Annotated in this window: 17 protein-coding genes, 1 tRNA gene and 1 pseudogene; 14 read left to right on the forward strand and 5 right to left on the reverse strand. The window is 64.8% G+C overall.

From position 1 onward, the window contains the following. Positions 1–63 precede the first annotated feature (63 nt). Both AB7M16_RS14920 and AB7M16_RS14925 read right to left on the reverse strand, forming a co-directional pair. Positions 64–840: a cyclase family protein gene (locus tag AB7M16_RS14920; RefSeq protein ID WP_453944330.1), complete on the reverse strand. Its 777-nt coding sequence runs from the start codon at positions 838–840 to the stop codon at positions 64–66. 73 nt (positions 841–913) lie between these two features. Further along, positions 914–1,903, reverse strand: a complete 990-nt coding sequence (locus tag AB7M16_RS14925; protein WP_453947184.1) for a fumarylacetoacetate hydrolase family protein — start codon at positions 1,901–1,903, stop codon at positions 914–916. 112 nt (positions 1,904–2,015) lie between these two features. On the opposite strand from AB7M16_RS14925, the gene AB7M16_RS14930 reads away from it, so the two are divergent. From AB7M16_RS14930 to AB7M16_RS14950, 5 genes are read left to right on the forward strand one after another with little or no spacing between them, the layout of a single operon-like run. After that, a complete protein-coding gene (locus tag AB7M16_RS14930) occupies positions 2,016–2,942 on the forward strand; it encodes an ABC transporter substrate-binding protein (protein ID WP_453944331.1) in 927 nt (308 codons plus the stop codon). A gap of 11 nt (positions 2,943–2,953) precedes the next feature. Beyond that, entirely contained in the window at positions 2,954–3,658 is a 705-nt protein-coding gene (locus AB7M16_RS14935; protein WP_453944332.1) for a GntR family transcriptional regulator, read from the forward strand. Continuing rightward, a complete protein-coding gene (locus AB7M16_RS14940; RefSeq protein ID WP_453944333.1) occupies positions 3,655–4,461 on the forward strand; it encodes an ABC transporter ATP-binding protein in 807 nt (268 codons plus the stop codon). Before AB7M16_RS14935 ends, AB7M16_RS14940 begins: the two co-directional genes overlap by 4 nt. Further along, entirely contained in the window at positions 4,458–5,222 is a 765-nt protein-coding gene (locus tag AB7M16_RS14945; protein ID WP_212260065.1) for an ABC transporter permease, read from the forward strand. Before AB7M16_RS14940 ends, AB7M16_RS14945 begins: the two co-directional genes overlap by 4 nt. Beyond that, positions 5,219–5,986 (forward strand): ABC transporter permease, encoded by a 768-nt coding sequence (locus AB7M16_RS14950; protein ID WP_453944334.1) that lies wholly within the window; start codon positions 5,219–5,221, stop codon positions 5,984–5,986. Before AB7M16_RS14945 ends, AB7M16_RS14950 begins: the two co-directional genes overlap by 4 nt. 78 nt (positions 5,987–6,064) lie before the next feature. On the opposite strand, the gene AB7M16_RS14955 is transcribed toward AB7M16_RS14950, so the two are convergent. Next, a tRNA-Met gene (locus AB7M16_RS14955) sits at positions 6,065–6,141 on the reverse strand. Positions 6,142–6,498: 357 nt separating this feature from the next. Here AB7M16_RS14955 and AB7M16_RS14960 point away from each other — a divergent pair. Next, positions 6,499–8,091 (forward strand): GMC family oxidoreductase, encoded by a 1,593-nt coding sequence (locus AB7M16_RS14960; protein WP_453944335.1) that lies wholly within the window; start codon positions 6,499–6,501, stop codon positions 8,089–8,091. 116 nt (positions 8,092–8,207) lie between these two features. Here AB7M16_RS14960 and AB7M16_RS14965 read toward each other — a convergent pair whose 3' ends face one another. Then, positions 8,208–8,969: an SDR family oxidoreductase gene (locus AB7M16_RS14965; RefSeq protein WP_172787048.1), complete on the reverse strand. Its 762-nt coding sequence runs from the start codon at positions 8,967–8,969 to the stop codon at positions 8,208–8,210. Between the two features lie 121 nt (positions 8,970–9,090). Here AB7M16_RS14965 and AB7M16_RS14970 point away from each other — a divergent pair. Beyond that, a pseudogene (locus AB7M16_RS14970) lies at positions 9,091–9,602 on the forward strand (CvpA family protein). A gap of 139 nt (positions 9,603–9,741) precedes the next feature. Next, positions 9,742–10,524, forward strand: a complete 783-nt coding sequence (locus AB7M16_RS14975; protein WP_212260058.1) for an SDR family oxidoreductase — start codon at positions 9,742–9,744, stop codon at positions 10,522–10,524. A gap of 185 nt (positions 10,525–10,709) precedes the next feature. On the opposite strand, the gene AB7M16_RS14980 is transcribed toward AB7M16_RS14975, so the two are convergent. Further along, a complete protein-coding gene (locus AB7M16_RS14980; RefSeq protein ID WP_453944336.1) occupies positions 10,710–11,186 on the reverse strand; it encodes a DUF3775 domain-containing protein in 477 nt (158 codons plus the stop codon). 127 nt (positions 11,187–11,313) lie between these two features. Between AB7M16_RS14980 and AB7M16_RS14985 the strand changes: the two genes are divergently transcribed. The 6 genes from AB7M16_RS14985 to mbfA all read left to right on the forward strand — a co-directional run bounded on the left by AB7M16_RS14985 (position 11,314) and on the right by mbfA (position 17,180). Next, entirely contained in the window at positions 11,314–12,165 is an 852-nt protein-coding gene (locus AB7M16_RS14985; protein WP_453944337.1) for an MBL fold metallo-hydrolase, read from the forward strand. A 207-nt stretch (positions 12,166–12,372) separates the two neighbouring features. Further along, positions 12,373–13,215, forward strand: coding sequence for a fumarylacetoacetate hydrolase family protein (locus tag AB7M16_RS14990; protein ID WP_453944338.1), 843 nt, complete (start codon positions 12,373–12,375; stop codon positions 13,213–13,215). A 166-nt stretch (positions 13,216–13,381) separates the two neighbouring features. After that, positions 13,382–13,993, forward strand: a complete 612-nt coding sequence (locus AB7M16_RS14995) for a glutathione S-transferase family protein (protein ID WP_212260054.1) — start codon at positions 13,382–13,384, stop codon at positions 13,991–13,993. 16 nt (positions 13,994–14,009) lie between these two features. Further along, entirely contained in the window at positions 14,010–14,876 is an 867-nt protein-coding gene (locus tag AB7M16_RS15000) for an MBL fold metallo-hydrolase (protein ID WP_453944339.1), read from the forward strand. Between the two features lie 118 nt (positions 14,877–14,994). Further along, positions 14,995–16,143, forward strand: coding sequence for an alpha/beta fold hydrolase (locus tag AB7M16_RS15005; protein WP_453944340.1), 1,149 nt, complete (start codon positions 14,995–14,997; stop codon positions 16,141–16,143). Between the two features lie 65 nt (positions 16,144–16,208). After that, positions 16,209–17,180 (forward strand): iron exporter MbfA, encoded by a 972-nt coding sequence (gene mbfA / locus AB7M16_RS15010; RefSeq protein ID WP_172787040.1) that lies wholly within the window; start codon positions 16,209–16,211, stop codon positions 17,178–17,180. Positions 17,181–17,284: the final 104 nt, after the last annotated feature.

The raw sequence follows: 17,284 nt of genomic DNA on the forward strand, positions 1-17,284 counted from the left end.
GACAGAAATCACGGTGACAACGCTCGACTGTCACCGCAATTCCCCAACTCGTGCCTCAAGAAACTACCCCTCCAAAATCGCGACCGCTCTTGTCCATCCTGCCGAGGCTCGTTCGATCTTCACGGGGAAGCATGACACCTTGAAGCCGGTTGGCGGCAGCAATTCGAGATTGTGCAGCTTCTCGAGATGGCAATAGCCGATATGACGGCCGGCCTTGTGCCCTTCCCAGATCAGGCTGGCGTCTTTCGTCTCGGCGTATTTCTTCGCGGTGTGAACGAACGGCGCGTCCCAGCTCCAGCCGTCGGTGCCGGTCAGGCGCACACCGCGCTCGAGCAGGTACATGGTGGCTTCATAGCCCATGCCGCAGCCCGAGGTGACGTAGTCCTGCCGGCCATATTTGACGCCGGCGCTGGTGTTGACCACGACGATCTCGAGCGGCTTCAGCTCATGGCCGATGCGCTTCAGCTCGGCCTCGACGTCTTTCGCCGTTGCGACGTAGCCGTCCGGCAAGTGCCGGAAGTCGAGCTTCACGCCGGGCTGGAAGCACCATTCCAGCGGCACCTCATCGATGGTCCAGGACCGCTCGCCGCGATTCATGGTCGGGTGAAAATGCCAGGGCGCATCGAGATGCGTGCCGTTGTGGGTGGAGAGGCTGACCTGCTCCACCGCCCAGCCCTGGCCATCAGGCAGATCCTCGGCCTTCAGTCCGTCGAAGAACTGCAGCATGCGCGGCAGGCCCTGCTGGTGATTGATATACTGGATCGTCGGATGATTGCCGGGCGGATCGGCCGGCACGTCGTTCTGGAGGGGGACGGAGATGTCGATCAGCTTGCTCGTCATGGCGCTTCCTCGTTGATTGTTCTCGTTGGCGGCCGTCAGGCGGTCGCTTCAGACGCGCCTTCAGACGTCTTCTTCAGGTTTCTTGCCGCTCGACGCGGTTCTTCAAAATGCCGATCTTCTCGACCTCGAGCTCGATCGTATCGCCATGCTCGAGAAACCAGCCGAGCTCGAGGCCGCAGCCATTGCCGACCGTGCCGGAGCCGATGAATTCACCGGGCATCAGCGTCTCGTCCTGGGTGACGTGGGCAATGATCTCCTCGAAGGAAAACAGCATGCCCTCGGAGACGCCTTTGGAGCGGGTCTCGCCGTTGACGCGCGCTTCCATCTTCAAACGATAGGGATCGCCGATCTCGTCCGGCGTCACGATCCAGGGACCCATCACGTTGCCGCCGTCAAAACTCTTGCCCTTGGCCGGGCCGAGCCGCCCCTCCATCTCGATGCGCTGGGCGTCGCGCGCGGAGAAATCGTTGAAGATGGTGTAGCCGAAGATGTGATCCCCAGCCTTCGCAGGCGTGATGTTCGCGCCCTTGTTCCTGGTGATGATCCCGAACTCGAGCTCGTAGTCCATCACCTTGCTGTAGCGCGGCCATTTCACCGTGGTGTTGGTGCCGCGGACGCTGAAGCGGTTGGTGATGTAGTAGATCGGCTGCTTGCGATAGACCTCGGGCAGCTCGCCGAGCGGCTCGGCGTCGATGCGCGCCAATTCCGCCATGTCGCCCCTGGCGCGTGCGGCGAGCTTCCGCTGCCCGCGCGGCGCTTGCAGGATGTGCAGGGCAAACGACATGCCGTCGCGCATTTGCCTAGGCTCCGGCACCGGCGCGAGGATGTCGACGGCGCTGACCGCAACCGACAGCGTCGCGTCCTGGCCGTGCTTGTCCAGCAGGGCCCGGGCAGAATCGAGCGCACGGGGCCCGGCGTCGATCAGCGCCAGCATCGAGGCGAAGGCCGGATCGGCCCCGCCGTCCCGTGCGGCCGCGGCGGCGAGGTCGAACACCTGGCTGTCATTGGCGTGGACGGCGCCGATCTTCTCCTGACCGGCCGATCTGAACGTTGCGAGCTTCACCTTGGGCACCCCTTGCTATCGTTCATAATATATGATCAGATAAAATATCGATAAACAAGCCTGAAAAATACAAACTGGGGAGAGCGCGGTGAGGCGAACGCAGATAAGCAGCATGCTGGCAGGTCTCACGCTCGGCGTCGGGGTGTCGGTTGCCTTGACGCCGACAGCGCTGGCGCAGGCCAAGATCCAGATCGGCTGCACCGCGACCTCCGACTGCGCCTCGGCCATGGTCGCGGTCGACGAAGGCATTTTTAGAAAGCACGGGCTGGACGTCGAGATGACGGCGATCGCGATCAACTCCAACATCCCGGCGGCGATCCTGTCGAACTCGATTCAGGTCGGCGGCCCCACCTCCACCGTCTTCCTGCAGGCCGTCGACGGCGGCCTCGACCTGGTCGCGATCGCCGGCGCCTCGGTCATGAACCCGACCTCGAACACCGCGATCGCGGCGTTCGTCCGCAACGGCATCACGATCAAGGATCCCAAGGACTTCACCGGCAAAAAGGTCGGCGCGCCCGGCCTGAACGCCTTCCTGCACGTGCTGTTCGTGAAATGGCTGGTCGAGAAAGGCGTCGATCCCCGAAGCGTCAATTTCGTCGAGGTCACCTTCCCGACCATGGCCGACATCATCAAATCAGGCGGCGTCGATGCCGTGCTCACGGCCGAGCCGTTCGTCACGCGCATGAGCAATGCGGGGCTCGGCTCGGTCGGCGCGCGCTACGGCGCCGAGCTCGGCCGTACCGATCCGATCATCTTCTATGCCGCATCGCGCGACTGGGCGGAGAAGAATGCGGCGAATGTGAAGAAATTCCGCGAATCCATCGCCGAGGCCGCCGTCATCGTCAACAGCGACCCCGAGAAGGCCTCGGCCTCGATCGCCAAATTCACCAAGCAGCCGCTCGATCTCGTCAAGGCGACGCCGCCGAACCAGTCCGAGCCGAACCTCAAGCCGCAAAACCTCAGCTGGTGGATCGAGGTGATGTCGTCGCAGAAGATGCTGCAATCAAAGCTCGACACCGCGAAACTGGTGCTGAACTAGGGATATCGACGATGCCTGCTCCCGAGCGCACTCTCGAACGCCCGCCGGCTGAGACCGGAACCCTGAGCGAGCGCGCCGCAAGCCTGATCGAACAGGACATCCTGGCCGGAGATCTCGCGCCGGGATCGCGGCTCGGCATCATCGACCTCGTGCAGCGCTACGAGATCGGCGCCACCCCCTTGCGCGAAGGCCTGTCGCGGCTGATGTCGCGCGGCCTGATCGTCGGCATCGGCCAGCGCGGCTTTCGCGTCGCCGAGGTCAGCCGCGAGGATCTCGCCGACATCACCTGCATGCGAACGGCGATCGAGATCGAGGCGGTCAGGCTCGCCATCCTCCACGGTGATGTCGCCTGGGAGGCCGGCATCGTCAGCGCGCTGCATCAGATGCGCCGGCACATCGAGCGCACCGGCAACGAATTCCGCGAGGGCGCGGCCGATTTCGACCGGCTGCACAAGGGCTTTCACACCGCGCTGCTCGCCGCCTGCGGCTCGCGGCGCATGCTGGCCGCCCATTCCGACCTCTACGACCAGGCCTACCGCTACCGCCGCGTGATGATGAGCGCCATCGATAGCGGCGAGGGCTTCATCCGCAGTCACCAGATGCTCGCCGACCATGTGCTCGCCCGCGACGTGGCCGCCGCGCAGAAGATGCTGGCGGCGCATCTGCACTCGACCATCAAGTTCGTCTATCCGCCTGAAAGCGGGGAGCAATCATGAGCGTCGTTGCCAAGCTCATTGAGGCGCGCGCCGCGCGGCGGCAAAAAGCGCTGATCGCGTTCAATGCCGCGACGCTGCGGCTCGGCGGCAAGACCATCATCGAGAATCTCGATCTTCAGGTGCGGCCGGGCGAATTCCTCTGCATCGTCGGCGCCTCCGGTTGCGGCAAGACCACGGCGCTGCGGCTCGCCGCAGGCCTCTATCGCCCGACGAGCGGCGCGGTGACGTTCGACGGCGAAGAGATCACCGCGCCGCGGCGCGAGGTCGCGATCGTGTTCCAGGATTACGGCAAGGCGCTGTTGCCGTGGCGGACCGCTTCCGGAAACATCTCGCTGGCGCTCGAAGCCTCGCGTGTTCCGGCGCGCGAACGCGGCGCGCGCATCGAGGCGCTGCTGCGCAAGGTCGGCTTGCCCGGCCATGCCGACAAATATCCGACGGAAATGTCCGGCGGCATGCAGCAGCGCCTGCAGATCGCGCGCTGCCTTGCGCAGGAGCCGACCACGCTTTTGATGGACGAGCCGTTCGGCGCGCTGGATGCGATGACGCGGCAGGGCTTGCAGGACGAGGTGCTGTCGCTGACGCAGGCGAGCCAGACCACCGTGATCTTCGTGACCCACGATCTCGACGAAGCCATCTATCTCGGCGACCGCGTCATCGGCCTGTTGCCGCATCCCGGCCGGATCGGCATCGAGCTCGACGTCGACCTGCCGCGTCCGCGCGACCAGCTCGCCACCCGCGAGCATCCGGAATTCCTGCGGCTGCGCCGGCAATTGTTCGACTTCATCAAGGCGACCGAACATTGAGCCTCGACCGCACGAAGCCTTTGTTGCTGCCGCTGGCGCTGATGCTGGCGTTCGAGCTGTGGGCGCGCCTCGCCCATCTGCAAAGCGACAGCCTCGCACCGCCGAGCGCAATCCTCGCGGCGCTGGCCAATGCGCTTGCCGATCTCTCGATTCCGATCGCGACCCGCGACACGTTGTTCGCCGCCTTTGCAGGCCTTGCGATCGGCAGCGCCATCGGGCTTGCGCTCGGCATCGCCTTCGGCATTTCGCGTCCCCTCGACCGGCTGATGGAGGTGACGGTCGAGGCGATCCGCCCGATTCCCTCGATCGCGCTGCTGCCGATTGCGTTGATCGCGCTCGGCTTCGGCTACCGCATGGAGATCGTGATCGTGGCGTTCGCCTGCGTCTGGCCGATGCTGATCCTGACCCGCAGCGCGGTGCGCAGCATCGAGCCGCGATTGATGGAAGTGTCGCGGGCCTTGCGGCTGAGCGCGCCGCAACGGATCGCGAAGATCGTGATCCCGGCCGCACTGCCGCGAATCTTCGTCGCCTTCCGCCTGTCGGCCGGCATCGCCCTGATCGTCGCCGTCACCGTCGAGATCGCCATCAATCCGATTGGCCTCGGTGCCGGCATCATGCTGGCGCAGCAGGCACTGCGCGCCGACCTGATGCTCGCCTATCTCGTTTGGATCGGCGTGATCGGCTACGCGCTGAACATCCTGTTGATCACGGCGCAGCGCCGCCTGTTCGGCCGCGCCGCGCTTGCCGGAGACAATCCATGAACCGCGCAGCGATCCTCTGGCGTGTCGCCAGCGTCCTCGTCGCAGCCGGCTTCATCGCGGCGTGGCAGCTCATCGCCAATCTGAAGCTGGTCTCGCCGGTGTTCCTGCCCGGTCCGGACCGGGCCTGGGCCGCTTTGGTGCGCGGCTTTTCGAGCGGTGATCTCGCGGGCAAGCTGATCGGCACGCTGGAGCACATGGCCTATGGCTGGTTCGCCGCCTCGATCGCGGGCATTGCGCTCGGCGCGCTGATCGGTTCGTCCAAGATGATGCGGGCCTATGTCGCGCCGTCGCTGGAATTCCTGCGGCCGCTGCCGGTCTCGGCGATCATCCCGGTGGCGATCGCGATGCTCGGGCTGACGCAAGGCATGGCGCTGTTCGTGATCGCGTTCGGCGCGATCTGGCCGATCATGCTCGCAACCATTCACGGCTTTGCCGCGGTCGAGCCGCGGCTCTATGAGGTCGCCCGCTCGCTGCAGATGTCGCGCACCGCAATCATCGTCAAGATCGCCCTACCCTCGGCATTGCCGGATATTCTCGCGGGCATGCGGCTCAGCCTGACGGTCGCGCTGATCCTCTCGGTCGTCTGCGAGATCCTGGCCGGCCTCGATGGCCTCGGTCACTGGGTCCTGCTCTCGGCACGCGCGTTCCGATCCGCCGACCTCTTCGCCGGCGTCATCCTGCTCGGCGCGACCGGATATTTGACGTCGATTGCGATGTCACTGGTCGAGCAGCGGCTACTCGCCTGGCAGACCGCGGCGAGATAGCGCGGCGATCCCATCGCCCAACAAAAACGGCCCGCATCAAGCGGGCCGTTGTCGTCTCGGATCCGGTCAATCCGAATTTGGTTGCGGGGATAGGATTTGAACCTATGACCTTCAGGTTATGAGCCTGACGAGCTACCGGGCTGCTCCACCCCGCGTTAAACCTTTGCGCGCCTTCGGTTAAATCCTGGGGACGGTCGGTTGAGGCCGGCGCTGGTCGCGCTGGCTTGCCGCTTCCGTCCCAAAGGCTTCCTTGGAAGGCGACCCCCGGGCAATGCCCGTCGGGTGCGGGGGGTATGTATCAAGGCGGGCTGCCTTTGGAAAGGGCTGCGGGAACGTTTTTTTCGACTTTGTGACAGGGGGATGAGCGAATTTCCGCGCCGTTCCGCGCGCTCTTGCCAGAAGTTCCACAAAGGACCAGCTTGCGGCAACAAGATTAAGGCTGAAACGCCGGGGGTCATTCCGGGTTCGCGCTTCGCGCGCTCCGGCATGACGGTAAACGGGGGAAACAACAATTGACCGACACATTCGATTTCGTCGTCGTGGGCGCGGGCTCGGGCGGCTGCACCGTCGCAGGTCGGCTGTCGGAGGATGCGCCGACATCCGTCGCGCTGCTCGATGCGGGCGGACGCAACGACACTTGGCGGATCACCACGCCATTCGGGCTCGCTTTGCCCTATGCCGCGGCCAACTGGGCCTTCGATACCGTGCCGCAGAAGGGCTTGAACGGCCGCATCGGCTATCAACCGCGCGGCAAGGGCCTCGGCGGATCCTCGGCCATCAACGCCATGGTCTACATCCGCGGCCACAAATGGGATTACGACCATTGGGCCGCGCTCGGCAATGCCGGCTGGTCGTATGCGGACGTGCTGCCCTATTTCAAGCGGTCGGAGAACAACGCCGATTTCGACGGCGAATATCACGGCAAGGGTGGCCCGCTGCACGTCAACAGGCTGCGCTCGGACAACCCGATCCATGACGTCTTCCATCAGGCCGCGCGCGAGGCGCAGTTCCGCATCCGCGAGGACTTCAATGAAGAGGACCATGAAGGGCTCGGCAGCTACCAGGTGACCCAGCGCCACGGCGAGCGCTGGAGCGCGGCGCGCGCTTATCTGGCTCCCCACATCGACAAGCGGCCGAATCTGCGGGTCGAGACCGGAGCGCAGGCAACGAAGATCCTGTTCGAAGGCGGGCGCGCGGTCGGCATCGAATATGTGCAGGGCAGACAAAAGAAGCAGCTGCGCGCCCGCCGCGAGGTGATCCTCGCCGCCGGTGCCTTCCAGTCGCCGCAGCTGTTGATGCTGTCGGGAATAGGCGACGGCGATGCGCTTGCCGCGCACGGCATCGGCGTCGTGCATCACCTGCCGGGCGTCGGGCGCAATCTGCAGGACCATCCGGACTTCGTGTTCGTCTACGCCTCCGATTATCCGCACTTCGTTCACGCCTCGATCAGTCGGCTACCCTCCCTGCTGCGCGGCATCCAACGCTATCGCCGCGAGCGGCGCGGCGTGATGACGACCAATTTCGCCGAATGCGGCGGCTTCCTGAAGACCCGGCCTGATCTCGACGTCCCGGACATCCAGCTCCACTTCGTCATCGCGATGCTCGACGACCACGGCCGCAAGAAGCACAAGGAGGCCGGCTTCTCATGCCATGTCTGCCTGCTCAGACCGAAGAGCCGCGGCAGCATCTGGCTGAAAAGCGCCGATCCCCTGGCAGCACCGATGATCGATCCGAATTTCCTCGGCGAGGAAGAGGATGTCGAGGCGATGGTCGCCGGCTTCAAGACGACGCGGCGTCTGATGGAGACGCCTGCGCTGCGAGCGCTACAGAAGAAGGACATGTTCACGTCCGACGTGAGAACGGACGACGACATCCGCGCCATTCTGCGCGCGCGGGTCGACACCGTCTATCACCCCGTCGGCACCTGCAAGATGGGCACGGACGCGAAGGCCGTGGTCGATCCGGCATTGAAGGTCCATGGCGTCGGAGGATTGCGCGTGGTCGACGCCTCGATCATGCCGACGCTGATCGGCGGTAACACCAATGCGCCGACCATCATGATCGGGGAGAAGGCGGCGGATATGATCCGGGGGGAGATGCGGTAGCATCGCCTCCCGTCATTGCGAGCGCAGCGAAGCAATCCAGAATCCCTCCGCGGAAAGACTCTGGATTGCTTCGCTGCGCTCGCAATGACGATGTGGATAGGGCGGCGAATACACGTTCAACTCAACAAGAACCCGCCGTCCACCGTCACCACGCTCCCCGTCATGTAGCGCGACGCATTCGACGCCAAAAGCAGAATCGCGCCGTCGAGATCGGATTCGGCGCCGACGCGGCGTTGCGGGATGCGTTTGGCGAGGCGCTCGCCTGATGGCGTCGACCAGAAGGCGTGGTTCATCTCGGTGTCGATGTAGCCGGGCGCGAGCGCGTTGATGCGGATGTTCTGGCCCGCGAGCTCCAGCGCCATCGCTCTCGTCGCCTGGATGATGCCGGCCTTGGAGATCGCGTAAGGCGAGAGCGCCTTCAAGACGCCGGTGCCGAGCACGGAAGCGATGTTGACGATGTTGCCCGGCTGCTTGCGCGCGATCATGCGGCGCGCCACTTCGGTCGCGAGGAAATAGGCGCCCTTGAGATTGGCGCCGATCACCGCGTCCCAGTCCGCCTCGGTCTGCTCGGTCGCGAGCTTCTCGATGGCGATGCCGGCATTGTTGATCAGCACGGTGACGGGGCCGAGCGCGGCTTCGGCGGCATCGACCGCCTTGGCGATCGAGGCGGTGTCGGTGACGTCGAGCGCGACCGCCGCAGCGCGGCCGCCCTTGCCGCGAATTTCCTCTTCCAGGCTCTTCAATTTGTCGGTCTGCCGTGCGGCCAGCGCGACGGCCGCACCATGCGCCGCCAGCACCCGGGCAAATTGCCGGCCCAGCCCCTGGCTCGCACCCGTGACGAGGATGGTTTCTTTACTGACGTCGAATAGGTCTGACATGACGCGTTCCTTGCGCGGTTCCCTTGGGCTTTGGAGCCACCAATACAGACGATTTTAGCGATCTGAAACCGGAATGATCGGCTCGGCGTTCATTCGTTCCGTCGAGGCAGGGCTTTCGCGCATGAACAGTTTCGATTTCGCCGTCTACGCCGCGCTCGCCGTCGCGGTCGGCTTGGCTTTCGGACCGGGCTGCTGCGCAGCGCCATGACCATCCTCGCCTATCTGCTCGCCGCGCCGATCGCGGTGGCGCTGATGCCGCTGATCGCACCGCAGATCGCCGGCAATCCGAACTCGCCGCTGCTGCAAAACTGGATCTGGTTCTTCGCCATCTTCGTGGTCGTCGGCATGCTGTTCGGCCAGATCGGCCGCATTGCGCTGAACGACACGATCGGCGAGGCCGGCATCGGCGACCGGCTCGGCGGCGCCGCGCTCGGCGCCGCCAGGGTCGGCCTCGTCGCCACCACCTTGGTGCTGGTGTTCGACCAGATCGTGCCGACGAACCGCCAGCCGCCCTTCCTCGCCGGCTCGCATCTGCGGCCGCTGTTCTCGACCGTGGGCCAGATGGGCTTCAAGTCGCTGCCGCCAGAAGCCGCCGCCGCAATCGATCGCCTCAAGCAGGAGCGGCGGATTTAGTCCGGACCATGCCCGCGCTTTTGCATCACCCGATCGCGCGCCATGCATTTTGGTGCGAGCCCCTCCCTTATCAGCGGCGTCGCACTTGGCTAGAGTGCGGCCCGTCCAAAACCTGCCTGATAGTTACGGGAGTGAAACAGTGGATCTTGGGATCAAAGGTCGCCGCGCCATCGTCTGCGCATCCAGCAAGGGCCTCGGCCGCGCCTGCGCCATCTCGCTGGCGGAGGCCGGCGTTCACGTCACGCTGACCGCGCGCGGCACTGACGCGCTGAAGAAGACGGCCGATGAGATCCGCAAGGCCTACCCCGACGTGACGGTCACCGAGATCGTCGGCGACATCACGACGCCGGCGGGCCGCGAGGCGGTGCTGAAGGCCTGCCCCGAGCCCGACATCCTGATCAACAATGCCGGCGGCCCGCCGCCCGGCGATTTCCGCAACTGGACCCGCGACGACTGGATCAAGGCGATCGACGCCAACATGCTGACCCCGATCGAGCTGATCAAGGCGACCGTGGACGGCATGATGGCGCGCAAGTTCGGCCGCATCGTCAACATCACCTCGGCTGCGGTGAAGGCACCGATCGACATCCTAGGCCTCTCCAACGGCGCGCGCGCCGGCCTCACCGGCTTCATCGCCGGCCTGTCGCGCAAGACTGTCATCAACAACGTCACCATCAATGGCTTGTTGCCGGGCCCGTTCGAGACCGATCGCCTCACCGGCACCGCGAAGGCCGAGGCCGACAAGCGCGGCGTCAGCCCTGAGCAGATCCTGGCGGAGCGCGCCAAGCTCAACCCCGCCGGCCGCTTCGGCCAGCCCGACGAGTTCGGCTATGCCTGCGCCTTCCTGTGCGGTGCCAAGGCCGGCTTCATCACCGGACAGAACATTCTGCTGGATGGTGGTGCTTTCCCGGGGACGCTGTAACGCATCATCGCAGGTGTACTCCCTCGCCCCATTCTTACGGGGCCGCGACGAGCTTCGCTCGCGCTGAGAGGGTTGGGGTGAGGGGCTCTCTCCGCAAACACGGTGACAGTCGGACTCGCGGAGAGTCCCCCCTCACCCGGCGCTTCGCGCCGACCTCTCCCCGCAAGCGGGGCGAGGTAAGATCATCACCGCTGCTTGGTCGGCTCGTCCTCATCCTGCTGGCTCGGAGCGGAGGAATCGGCAGTGGTGCGCTCATCGGTCCAATCGACGCCGAATTCGTCGAGGCCGTTCGCAAGCAGGTCGCCCAGCATCGGCTCGCCGAGCAGATAGTGCACGGTTTCGCGGCGCGGGCTGCCATACTCACGCCGCGCCTCCACCGCGCGGGCGCGCAGATCGTCCCATTCATCGATCGAGCCGTCGCCGCGGCCGAGCCAGGTCAGCGCGACGAGATCGAGTTGCTCGTCCTCGTTCAAGGCGATCATGAAGCTTCCGAGCTCCTGGACGACAGGGTCGGAGCCGTCGTCGTCGAGGACGTCCATCATATCGTCATCGGCCGCGTTCGAGCCGGAGTCGGGATCAGATGCCCCCTCCTTGACGTCGAATTCGCGCGCCTTCTCGATGATGAAGGCGGCCTTCTCCGCGGAAATCGCAAGCTCTGGCATGGCTTCCCCTTCGGCGTCTGTCTCGGGTTCCGGCGATAACGCCGCACCGCGTCAGATGATCCATTGCGCTCGATGGCAGAAAATGTGCATGTTCCAGCGCAAGAGCAAGAATACGGGGAGGCGCCGGATGCAGTGGAAGGTCGGCAAGGTCAGGATCACCAAATTCGTCGAAATGGAGACGGTCGGCTCGACCCGCTTCATCCTGCCGGCAGCCACCCATGACGAGATCCAGAGGCTGCCCTGGCTGATCCCGCATTTCGCCACCGAAGAAGGCCGACTGAAGATGTCGATCCATTCGCTCGTGGTGGAGACACCCTCGCGCCGCATCGTGGTCGATACCGGCCTCGGCAACGACAAGCAGGGCCGCAGCGTGCCCACCTGGAACAACCGCAGCTCGCCGTTCCTGGAGACGATGATTGCGGCCGGCTTTCCGCCCGACAGCATCGACACCGTGCTGTGCACGCATCTTCACGTCGACCATGTCGGCTGGAATACACGACTGGTCGATGGCCGATGGGTGCCGACCTTCCCGAAGGCGCGCTATGTCTTCGGCAAGACCGAATATGAGCATTGGCGTGAATACACGGCCGAGCCGGACAAGGTCGCGGTGTTCAACGATTCCGTGAAGCCGGTGGTCGATGCCGGCCAGGCCGAGCTGGTCCCGAGCGACCACCGGCTCTGCGAGGAGATCAAGCTGATTCCGACCCCCGGTCACAGCCCGGGGCATATGAGCGTCCTGATCGAATCCGACGGCGAGCAGGCGCTGCTGACCGGCGACGTCGCCCATCATCCGTGCCAGATGGCGCATCTGGAGTGGTGCTCGACGGTGGATACCAACCCCGCGCAATCGGCGGCAAGCCGGCGCGCGGTGTTCTCGCGCTTCGCCGACACGCCGACGCTGGTGATCGGCGGGCACTATTCGGCCGGGCATATCAAGCGGGATGGGGACGCGTTCAGGTTTGTGGCGCTGCAATCATAGGCTTCGTAGGGTGGGCAAAGCGAAGTGTGCCCACCGGTCCGGGCTAACTGGAAGAGATGGTGGGCACGGCGCCTTGCGCCTTTGCCCACCCTACGAGCGCCGGAATCGGGGGGCTGCAATGCGCCGCTTTTGAGCGGTTGAATTTCCTGCCGCCCTGTTCCAAGAAGCTATTCAACCGATCGGTCCAATCTCCAGGGAGAAACGAGAATGAAGCTTGTTCGTTATGGCGAGAAGGGGGCGGAAAAGCCCGGCCTGATCGACAGATCCGGCCAGTTGCGCGACCTGTCGGCGCATGTGAAGGACCTCACGGGTGAGGCCTATTCGCCGGAATCTTTGAAGAAGCTGGCGGCGCTCGATCCCGCCTCGCTGCCCGCCGTCTCCGGCAAGCCGCGGTTCGGCGCGCCCGTCACCGGCATCTCGAAATTCATCGCGATCGGCCTCAACTATTCCGATCATGCCAAGGAGACCGGCGCGGAGATCCCGAGCGAGCCGATCATCTTCATGAAGGCCAACACCTCGCTGTCGGGCCCGAACGATCCGGTCGAGAAGCCGCGCGGCTCGACCAAGCTCGACTGGGAGGTCGAGATCGCCGCCATCATCGGCACCCGCGCCAAATACGTCTCGGAAGCCGACGCGCTGAACCACGTCGCCGGCTATTGCGTCTGCAACGACGTCTCCGAGCGCGCCTTCCAGATCGAGCGCCTGGGCCAGTGGACCAAGGGCAAGTCGCACGACACGTTCGGCCCGCTCGGGCCGTGGCTCGCGACCAAGGACGAGATCAAGGACGTGCAGAACCTGTCGATGTGGCTCGACGTCAACGGCCAGCGCCGCCAGACCGGCTCGACCAAGACCATGATCTTCTCGATGGCCAAGTGCATCTCCTATGTCTCGCAGTTCATGACGCTCCTGCCCGGCGACGTCATCACCACCGGCACCCCTCCCGGCGTCGGCCTCGGCATGAAGCCGCCGACCTTCCTCAATGTCGGCGACGTCGTGACGCTCGGCATCGAAGGTCTCGGCGAGCAGCGCCAGGAGATCATCGCGGCGTAAGGCCTCCGCTCTCTCCCCGTCATTGCGAGCGAAGCGAAGCAATCCAGAATCCCACCGCGGCGACACTCTGGATTGCTTCGTCGCCAGCGCAAAATTGCTTTGCAATTTGTCGCGGGCTCCTCGCAATGACGAAAACCAATTGCCGGTCACCGCGCAGGACATTCCCATGAAGCTCACCTTCTCCCCCGCCTCGCCCTTTGCCCGCAAGGTGCGCATCGCTGCGATCGAGCTCGGGCTGATCGACAAGATCGAGCTCGTGCCCGCGAGCGTCGCGCCGGGCACGGCCAACGAGGACTATTCGAAGATCACGCCGCTGAAGAAGCTGCCGGTGCTGATCACCAACGACGGCGACGTGATCCTGGATTCCTACGTCATCGTCGAATATCTCAACGAGATGGCCGGCGGCAGCCTGATCCCGGATTACGGCCCGCGGCGCTGGAAAGCCAAGACCAATCACTCGCTGATCAATGGCATGCTCGATTCCATGCTGCTGTGCCGCTACGAGAAGATGGTGCGGCCGCAGGGCCTGCAATGGCAGGCCTGGTCGGACGATCACTGGAACAGGGCCTGGACCGGCATGGCGCGCTTCGAGAACATGCCTGACGTGCTGAACGGCCCGTTCGACATCTCGCAGATCGGCCTCGTTTGCGTGCTCGGCTATGCCGACTTCCGCTTCGCCGATTGCGGCTGGCGCAAGGCCTATCCGAAGCTCGACGCCTTCCACCAGAAGATGCTGGAGCGGCCCTCGGTGAAAATCTCGGTGCCGCCGCCCGCATAAAATTTCGGGAGTTCTCATGAGCCTCAAATTCTCGGTCGGCGATCTCACCATCCATCGCGTCATCGAGCAGGAGACCTCGTTCGTCCCGGCGCTGGAAATGCTGCCGGGACTGACGGCGGACGTGCTGGCCGAGAACCGGGCCTGGATGCGTGAGGCGAAGGCGCTGGACGAGCAGGACGTGCTGCTGCTGTGCTTCCAGTCCTACGTGGTGAAGACGCCGCACCACATCATCCTGGTCGACAGCTGCATCGGCAACGACAAGCCGCGGCCGCGTCCGAAGTGGAACATGAAGACCGACGACACCTATCTGCGCGGCCTCGGCGCCGCCGGGTTCGGGGTCGACGACATCGACTTCGTGATGTGCACACATCTGCATGTCGACCACGTCGGCTGGAACACGCGGCTTCAGAACGGCCGCTGGGTGCCGACCTTCCCCAAGGCGCGTTACATCTTCGCCAGGCAGGAATTCGATCACTGGTCCGAGCAGAATGCGAAGACGGAGATCCCGCCTTTCGCTGACAGCGTGTTGCCGGTGGTCGAGGCTAACAGGCACGAGCTCGTCGGCAACGACCACGAGATCGGCGACCACGTCCGCATCCTGCCGACACCCGGCCACACGCCCGGCCATATCGCCATCACGATGGGCCGCGGCAAGGACGATGCCGTGTTCTCCGGCGACCTCATGCACTCGCCGCTGCAGACGCTCTATCCGGAGCTGTCGATCAAGTTCGACGTCGATCCGGCCGCAGCCGCGAAAACGCGCCGCAGCTTCCTGGAGCGCTATTGCGACACCGACACGCTGTGCTGCACGGCGCATTTTCCCTCGCCGTCGGTGGGGAAGATCCGGCGCAAGGGCAACGCGTTCGTGTGCGCGGCGGTTTAGCGAGATGTCGTAGGGTGGGCAAAGCGAAGCGTGCCCACGGAGTCTAGCGTTGAAGAATGGTGGGCACGGCGCTTTGCGCCTTTGCCCACCCTACGGTACTGCCCGTGTGGAGAATACCATGACCGCACTCCCCGACATCCCCCTCCCCGCCGGGATCCGCTCGCGCTACGTCGACGGCATCAACGGCTTGCGGATGCATGTGTTGGAGGCCGGCTTCGAGACCAAGGGCCGGCCCTGCATCCTGCTGCTGCACGGCTTTCCCGAACTCGCCTTCTCCTGGCGCAAGGTGATGCCGACACTCGCCGCGGCCGGCTACCACGTGATCGCACCGGACCAGCGCGGCTATGGGCGCACGACGGGATGGAGCGCGGAGCATGGCGACGATCTCGCGCCGTTCTCGCTCTTCAATCTCGTGCGCGATGCGCTCGGCCTGGTGTCGGCGTTCGGTTACAGGCAGGTCGATCTCGCCGGGCACGATTTCGGCAGCCCGGTTGCGGCCTGGTGCGCCTTGATCCGGCCCGACGTGTTTCGCTCGGTGACGCTGATGAGCGCGCCGTTCGGCGGACCGCCGCCGTTGCCGTTCGGCACCGTCGACAATCCGGCAAAGCCCGCGGAGGAAGACCCCGTGCATCGCGAGCTCGCCGCGCTGCCGCGGCCGCGCAAGCACTATCAATGGTACTACGCGACCCGTCCGGCCAACGCCGACATGCAGCACGCGCCGCAAGGCGTGCATGATTTCCTGCGTGCCTATTATCATCACAAGAGCGCGGACTGGACCGACAACAAGCCCTATCCGCTGCAAGCATGGTCGGCGCAGGAGCTGGCGAAGCTGCCGACCTATTACGTGATGGACTTGCACGAGACCATGGCGGAGACGGTCGCGAAGGAGATGCCCTCGCCCGCCGCAATCGCCGCGAACCTATGGCTGCCGGACAGCGACCTCACCTATTACAGCGCCGAATACAGCCGCACAGGATTTCAGGGGGGGCTGCAATGGTACCGCTACGGCACGTCGGGCATGCTCAACAACGAGATGCAATTGTTTGCCGGCCGCAGCATCGACGTGCCCTCCTGCTTCATCTCGGGCAAGCAGGATTGGGGCACTTATCAGCGGCCGGGCGTATTCGAGGCGATGCAGGGCCGCGGCTGCACCAAGATGCTCGGCTGCCATCTCGTCGACGGCGCCGGCCATTGGGTGCAACAGGAGCAGCCGGCCGCGGTGAGCCGGCTGCTGCTCGACTTCCTCGCAAAGGCCCACACGGCCTGATTTGACCCGGAACCGGCAGCGCCCTATAGTTTAGAACTATTCTAAACTATAGTGACAGGGCCGCCGTGAAGACTTTTGCCGATCTGACTGAGCGCGAGGTGCTGGCGGTCGCGATCTCCTCCGAGGAGGAGGACAGCCGCATCTACATGACCTTCGCCGAGGATCTGAAGGAGCGCTATCCGGACTCGGCAAAACTGTTCGAGCAGATGGCCGAGGAGGAGCGCGGCCATCGCCACATGCTGCTGGAATTGTACGAGCAGCGCTTCGGGCAGCACCTGCCGCCGATCCGCCGCGAGGACGTCAAGGGTTTCCTGCGCCGCCGCCCGATCTGGCTGACCAAGAACCTGCCGCTCGACACGATCCGCCGGGAAGTCGAGACCATGGAGCTCGAGGCCGAGCGCTTCTATGCCAAGGCCGCCGAGCAGGCCGAGGACGTCAACGTACGCCGGCTGCTCGGCGATCTCGCCGAGGCCGAGAAGAGCCACGAGCACACCGCGGCGAGGCTGACCGACGAGATCCTGAAGCCCGACGTGCGCGCCGAGGAGGACCGCACGCGCCGGCGCATGTTCGTGCTGCAATATGTGCAGCCGGGCCTCGCCGGCTTGATGGACGGATCGGTCTCGACGCTGGCACCGCTGTTTGCGGCGGCGTTCGCCACGCACCAGAACTGGCAGACATTCCTGGTCGGCCTTGCCGCCTCGATCGGGGCCGGAATCAGCATGGGGTTTGCGGAAGCGCTGTCCGACGACGGCTCGCTGACGGGGCGCGGCTCGCCCTGGCTGCGCGGCATCACCTGCGGCGCGATGACGACGCTCGGCGGGCTCGGCCACACCGCGCCTTATCTGGTGCCCGACAGCTGGGCCAATGCGTTCTGGATCGCGACGGCGATCGCCTGCGTCGTCGTATTCTTCGAATTGTGGGCGATCGCCTTCATCCGCTCGCGCTACATGGACACGCCGTTCCTCCAGGCCGTGTTCCAGATCGTGCTCGGCGGCGCCATCGTGCTGGCGGTGGGGATCGTGATCGGGGCGGCGTAGTTCGCATCACATTCGCTGTCATGCCCCGGCTTGACCGGGGCATCCAGTATTCCGCGGCGGCAGTTCACTCACACAACTGGCGCCGCGGAGTACTGGATCGCCCG

It is taken from the genome of Bradyrhizobium sp. USDA 372, assembly GCF_053629095.1.

Bases quoted from the DNA above. Each gene is read 5' to 3' on its own strand.
- AB7M16_RS14980 (WP_453944336.1), bottom strand. From the start codon at position 11,186: ATGCCAGAGCTTGCGATTTCCGCGGAGAAGGCCGCCTTCATCATCGAG.
- AB7M16_RS14995 (WP_212260054.1), top strand. From the start codon at position 13,382: ATGAAGCTCACCTTCTCCCCCGCCTCGCCCTTTGCCCGCAAGGTGCGC.
- AB7M16_RS14950 (WP_453944334.1), top strand. From the start codon at position 5,219: ATGAACCGCGCAGCGATCCTCTGGCGTGTCGCCAGCGTCCTCGTCGCA.
- AB7M16_RS14935 (WP_453944332.1), top strand. From the start codon at position 2,954: ATGCCTGCTCCCGAGCGCACTCTCGAACGCCCGCCGGCTGAGACCGGA.
- AB7M16_RS14940 (WP_453944333.1), top strand. From the start codon at position 3,655: ATGAGCGTCGTTGCCAAGCTCATTGAGGCGCGCGCCGCGCGGCGGCAA.
- AB7M16_RS14930 (WP_453944331.1), top strand. From the start codon at position 2,016: ATGCTGGCAGGTCTCACGCTCGGCGTCGGGGTGTCGGTTGCCTTGACG.
- AB7M16_RS14965 (WP_172787048.1), bottom strand. From the start codon at position 8,969: ATGTCAGACCTATTCGACGTCAGTAAAGAAACCATCCTCGTCACGGGT.
- AB7M16_RS14985 (WP_453944337.1), top strand. From the start codon at position 11,314: ATGCAGTGGAAGGTCGGCAAGGTCAGGATCACCAAATTCGTCGAAATG.
- AB7M16_RS14990 (WP_453944338.1), top strand. From the start codon at position 12,373: ATGAAGCTTGTTCGTTATGGCGAGAAGGGGGCGGAAAAGCCCGGCCTG.
- AB7M16_RS14920 (WP_453944330.1), bottom strand. From the start codon at position 840: ATGACGAGCAAGCTGATCGACATCTCCGTCCCCCTCCAGAACGACGTG.
- AB7M16_RS15000 (WP_453944339.1), top strand. From the start codon at position 14,010: ATGAGCCTCAAATTCTCGGTCGGCGATCTCACCATCCATCGCGTCATC.
- AB7M16_RS15005 (WP_453944340.1), top strand. From the start codon at position 14,995: ATGACCGCACTCCCCGACATCCCCCTCCCCGCCGGGATCCGCTCGCGC.